Origin of the sequence: Actinoplanes sp. NPDC048791 (assembly GCF_040650095.1) — a bacterium.
In the GTDB taxonomy this organism is placed as follows: Bacteria; Actinomycetota; Actinomycetes; order Mycobacteriales; family Micromonosporaceae; genus Actinoplanes.
On record NZ_JBEZGQ010000300.1, the window covers coordinates 3,737 to 8,447 of the forward strand.

Sequence of the window (4,711 nt, forward strand, 5' to 3'; positions counted from 1 at the left end):
ACCCCGCCCACCACCCCGGGCGCTACTTTCCCTTTCCTGTGGGCTTACCGGGTTTGTGGGGCGGTATCCGGCGGCGGCCCCGCCACTGATCGGTCTCGACCCTCAGCGGTAGCCGGATCGGCGGGCGACAGACCAGCGCGACGACGAAGGGCTCCCGGTCGAAGGGCACCCGCCGGCCGAACAACCCGCCACCGGCCCACCGGCTCGACCGTGCACCGGGAACCGTTCATACGCCGCCGGGCGTCCGCTGACCACGCATCTGACGGCAACGAGTCAACGCACAAAAATTCGCGCCGCGTGTCCTGTCGGATCGGTACCGGCGTGTTCGTGGAGGGGGTGAGACTGCCAATCAAGGAGGAACCGACATGACTGCTGTCTACACCTGGGACGTGTTCTCCACCCTCGACGGCTACGGCTCGTACGCCGAGGGGGCGGACTGGGGCGGCTACTGGAGCAAGCAGGGCCCTGAACTGCTCGCGCACCGGGCCGCCCAGTTCGGCACCGACCAGCGGATGGTCTTCGGAGCCACCACCTTCCGGGAGAACGCGGAGATCATGTCCTCGGGCATCGATCCGCACACGCTCGACGAGTGGAACGTCCGCACCATGCGCATGCCGGCCACGGTGATCTCGTCGACGTTGCAGGACACCCTGGGCTGGCCGGACGCGACCATCGTCAGCGGGGACGCGGTGGAGATCGTCACCCGGCTCAAGCAGGAGTCGGACGTGCCGCTGCGCTCGCAGGCCAGCCTGTCGCTGAACTGGGCCCTGCTGGCCGCCGGCCTGGTCGACCGCATCCAGGTGACGATCTTCCCGGTCATCTCCGGCCGGACCGGAACCAGCCCGATCCTCGGCGGGGCGGGCGACTTCGACCTCGAGCTGCTGGAGAGCCGGACCCTCGACGGCCACACCCAGGAACTGGTCTATCGGCCCACCGCCCACTGACGGCGTCCCGGCGGGGTCACGGATGAACACGAAATCGTGCCCTCCGAGCCCTTCCCGGGCTGCGCCATCGGCCGGGCCCGCCGCGTCCGGCCGCGAGCGACTACCTTGTCTCGCATGCGTCTGGCACCACCGGTACCCCCGCGGTCACCGACCACTGTGCGGTTCGCGTCCGCGCTGTTGTTCGGTGTCGCGGGGCTCTCCCTGCTGTCCGCCGTCCTCGAGCTGGTCTTCGTCAACACCGACCTGAGCGTCTACCGCGACGCCTACACCGGCGACACGGGATCCGGATTCCGGAGCATCGTCGGCGCGACGCTCGACATCTTCTTCGTCGGCGGGGCTGCCCTGCTGGCCGTGCTCAACGGCGACGGCCGCAAGAACGCCCGGGTGACCACGTACGTGCTCGGCGGGATCTTCCTGGTGTGCGGAGGGCTCGGCAACCTGTCGGACCCCATCCACGCGCCGTCCGGCTCCGCGGGCGAGGGCACGGTCGCACGGTTCATGCCGGCCGCGTACGGCATCAGCGCCGGCCTGCTCGACGCGCTGACCGTCCTGGCCGCGCTGGGAGCCCTGGTGCTGCTCGCCCTGCCGCCGTCCAACCGCTTCTTCGAGACCGTCCAGCGCAACAAGTACGTGCTGGTCATGGCGCCCCCACCGCACTTCGGTCACGACACCACCGGCGGAAGCACACCGCAGCGCGACCTGCCACCACACACCGGCAGCATCCCGGCGAGCGACCCCTGGGCCCACCCGGACGGCAACTGACAACCGAGCATCCGGACCGGGCCGCGATGATCGGCGTTGTGGTCGGCACGAATGGCTGACCGGCCGGCGTGACCGATCCTGATTCGATATCGGGAGGTGGCGCACACGCGATCCAGCCGGACGGGAGTTTCATGTTCCGCCTCAAGCTCGCGCTCATCATTGTTCCCATATTGCTGGTCGTCTATGTTTTCAACACGGTGTACAGCAAGATTGAGGATTCCTTTGTGGCGAAGCCGCCGGCGGACGGGATCTATGCCGCCGGCTTGCCGATGTCGGTCGCGATGGCGGGGCACCGCGTGACGCTCGACCAGATCGTGGTGCGGGACGAGCGCGTCCGGGTCGAGTTCTCCTTTCCGGCCGGGGACAAGGCGCCGCTGATCGAATGCCCGCCGGCCGGCGAGGTCGTCGACGGTTACGGGCAGAGCCTTGTCGTCGTCGTGCCGGCCCGGTCGTTCAGCGCGGGTGACGGCAAGACACTTCATCCGGTCGACTTCGAATGCCGGGGACACGCCGGAGAACAGCTACGCATGCCCGCGCCCGGTGGAAACGTGCGCTTCTGGGCGAGCTTCGAGAATTCCCGGGATTTCGGAAAGCATTTCGTCGTGCACGACGTGACTGGTCATATCGGCGACGGGCTGGTGACCGCCGGCACGGTCGATGTGACTCTGCCGGATCTGCGCCGGACCAGCGGTTAGCGCTCGGTAGGATCGGCCGCATGGCTGGCAGGGGGATCGGGTGGCGCTGACCGACGAGGCGATCACGCGGATCCGCGGGCTGATCCAGTCGGGGGAGTTGCCTCCGGGCGCCCGGCTGCCCACCGAGCAGCAGTTGTCGCAGGAGATGGGTCTGTCCCGCAGCGGCGTCCGGGAGGCCGTCAAGGTTCTCGAGGCGGCCCGCGTGCTCGACGTGCGCCGCGGCGACGGCACCTATGTGACGAGCCTGGCGCCGCGGCTGCTGCTGGAAGGCCTGGGCGTCGCCGTCGAGCTGCTTCGCGACGACACCCTGCTGGAGGTCATGGAGGTGCGCCGGATGCTGGAGCCGGTGGCCACCGGCGTCGCCGCGCTGCGGATCACCGACGCCGACGTGGCCCGGCTGGGCGAGATCCTCGAGGACATGCGGGGGGCGGCGGAGGACGCCGAGCAGCTCATCCGGTACGACGCCGCGTTCCACCGTACGGTCATCGCGGTCACCGGCAACGAGACGCTGACCTCGCTGCTCGACGGGCTCTCGGGGCAGACGCTGCGGGCGCGGGTGTGGCGGGGGCTGATCGAGGGTGGCTCCGCGCACGTCACGCTCAACGAGCACGAGGCGATCTACCGGGCGCTGCGGGACCGGGACCAGTTGCTGGCCCAGGCGAGCGCGCTGATCCACGTGAACACGTCGGAGTCGTGGCTGCGTACGGTATTGGCGGCCGCGCCGCGGCAGCAGCTGTAGCGTCGCGGTCAGGTCTGGGCCTTGCCGCCGGTGATCCGGGAGACGACCAGCGCGACCAGGATGACCGCACCGTTGAGGAAGTTGGTCCACTGGGCCGGCACGCCGCCCAGCGTCAGCACGTTGATGATCATGAAGAGCAGCAGCACGCCGGTGAAGGCCCCGAAGACGGTTCCCTTGCCGCCGTTGAGGCTGACGCCGCCGATGACGGCCGCGGCGAAGACCTGGAAGATCGCCCCGTCGCCCTGCGCCGCGGTGACCGACGCGAGCCGTCCGCTGATCAGCAGGCCGGCCAGGGCGGCCAGCGTGCCGGCGATGATCAGGGTCAGCCAGACGACCCGGTCCGTCCGGATGCCGGCCGCGCGGGCGGCGTCGACGTTGCCGCCGATCGCGTACAGCGAGCGCCCGGCCCGGGTGTACCCGAGGACCACGACGGCCACGGCGAACAGGGCCAGGGTGATCCAGATCGACGCGGGCACGCCCAGCCACGACGTGGAGCCGAGGTAGGTCATGGACTCCGGCAGGGCGAAGAAGGTCTTGCCGCCGGAGATGCCGGTGAGCAGGCCGCGCAGGACGATGAGCATGCCGAGCGTGACGATGAAGCCGTTGAGCCCGAAACGCACGATCAGCAGGCCGTTGAAGGCGCCGATCAGCGCGCCGGTCAGCAGCACCAGCGGGACGGCGAGAGCGCCCGGCACGGCGTGCACTCCGAGGCCGTGGGTCACCGCCGGGTCGACGATCAGCCAGGCCGCGACGCCCGGCGCCAGCCCGAAGGTCGACTCCAGCGACAGGTCCATCTTCCCGGCGATCAGCACCAGGGTCTCGGCCAGCACGACGATGGCGATCTCGGACATGCTCTGCAGCACGTTGATGATGTTGTCCGGTTGCAGGAACACCGGGCTGACGATGAAACCCACGATGGCGACCGCGATGATGGCCGGCACCAGCGCGAGGTCGCGCATCCGGGCCAGGGCGACGGTACGGCGGGTGGCCGGCTGTGCCGGGGCGGCCGGGGGAGCGGTGGTGCCGGAGAGCGTGTCAGACATGGTCGAGATCGACCCCTTCCATGGCGGCTACCAGGTCGTTGTCGCGCCAGCCGGACGGCATGTCCCGCACGATCCGGCCCCGGACCATGACCAGGACCCGGTCGCAGACGCGCAGATCGTCGAGTTCGTCGGAGACGACCAGCACGGCGGTGCCGCGCCGGCGTACCTGCTCGACCACGCCGAGCAGGGTCTGCTTGGATCGCACGTCCACACCGGCGGTCGGCGTGATGAGGACCAGCAGCTTGGGATCGCCGGCCAGGGCCCGGCCCATGACCACCTTCTGCTGGTTGCCTCCGGAGAGGTCGGAGACGGGCACCTGCGGGCCGGACGCCTTGATGGCCAGGTCGGTGATGAACCGGCCGGCGAAGGCGTCACGGCGGGCCGACGAGATGAGACCGCGCCGGCCGACCCGCTCGGGCACGGTCATGGTGATGTTCTCGGCGACGGACAGCAGGGGCACCAGGCCCTGCCGGTGCCGGTCCTGCGGGACGAGGCCCACGCCGGCGGCGAGCGCGTCCGGCACGCTGC

6 protein-coding genes are annotated in these 4,711 nt (G+C 70.0%); 4 read left to right on the plus strand and 2 right to left on the minus strand.

Annotated features, from left to right (window positions below):
• Nucleotides 1-365: 365 nt before the first annotated feature.
• From AB0C29_RS21845 to AB0C29_RS21860, 4 genes are all read left to right on the plus strand, one after another.
• On the plus strand, nt 366-944 hold the full coding sequence (locus tag AB0C29_RS21845) for a dihydrofolate reductase family protein (protein WP_360822858.1): 579 nt from the start codon (nt 366-368) through the stop codon (nt 942-944).
• A gap of 114 nt (nt 945-1,058) precedes the next feature.
• Nucleotides 1,059-1,706: a hypothetical protein gene (locus tag AB0C29_RS21850; RefSeq protein ID WP_360822861.1), complete on the plus strand. Its 648-nt coding sequence runs from the start codon at nt 1,059-1,061 to the stop codon at nt 1,704-1,706.
• A 131-nt stretch (nt 1,707-1,837) separates the two neighbouring features.
• The gene (locus tag AB0C29_RS21855) at nt 1,838-2,401 is read left to right on the plus strand and encodes a hypothetical protein (protein WP_360822864.1); all 564 of its coding nucleotides are present in this window, start codon (nt 1,838-1,840) and stop codon (nt 2,399-2,401) included.
• Between the two features lie 40 nt (nt 2,402-2,441).
• The gene (locus AB0C29_RS21860) at nt 2,442-3,140 is read left to right on the plus strand and encodes a FadR/GntR family transcriptional regulator (protein WP_360822867.1); all 699 of its coding nucleotides are present in this window, start codon (nt 2,442-2,444) and stop codon (nt 3,138-3,140) included.
• Nucleotides 3,141-3,148: 8 nt separating this feature from the next.
• Here AB0C29_RS21860 and AB0C29_RS21865 read toward each other — a convergent pair whose 3' ends face one another.
• Together AB0C29_RS21865 and AB0C29_RS21870 are read right to left on the minus strand one after the other, a co-directional pair.
• Nucleotides 3,149-4,183, minus strand: coding sequence for an ABC transporter permease (locus AB0C29_RS21865; RefSeq protein ID WP_360822870.1), 1,035 nt, complete (start codon nt 4,181-4,183; stop codon nt 3,149-3,151).
• On the minus strand, nt 4,176-4,711 hold a 536-nt coding region (locus AB0C29_RS21870; RefSeq protein WP_360822873.1), incomplete at its 5' end, for an ATP-binding cassette domain-containing protein. The genes AB0C29_RS21865 and AB0C29_RS21870, both read right to left, overlap by 8 nt.

What these genes read in the sequence shown, in the direction of transcription:
- AB0C29_RS21845 (WP_360822858.1), top strand. Translation starts at nt 366, where the DNA reads ATGACTGCTGTCTACACCTGGGACGTGTTCTCCACCCTCGACGGCTAC.
- AB0C29_RS21850 (WP_360822861.1), top strand. Translation starts at nt 1,059, where the DNA reads ATGCGTCTGGCACCACCGGTACCCCCGCGGTCACCGACCACTGTGCGG.
- AB0C29_RS21855 (WP_360822864.1), top strand. Translation starts at nt 1,838, where the DNA reads ATGTTCCGCCTCAAGCTCGCGCTCATCATTGTTCCCATATTGCTGGTC.
- AB0C29_RS21865 (WP_360822870.1), bottom strand. Translation starts at nt 4,183, where the DNA reads ATGTCTGACACGCTCTCCGGCACCACCGCTCCCCCGGCCGCCCCGGCA.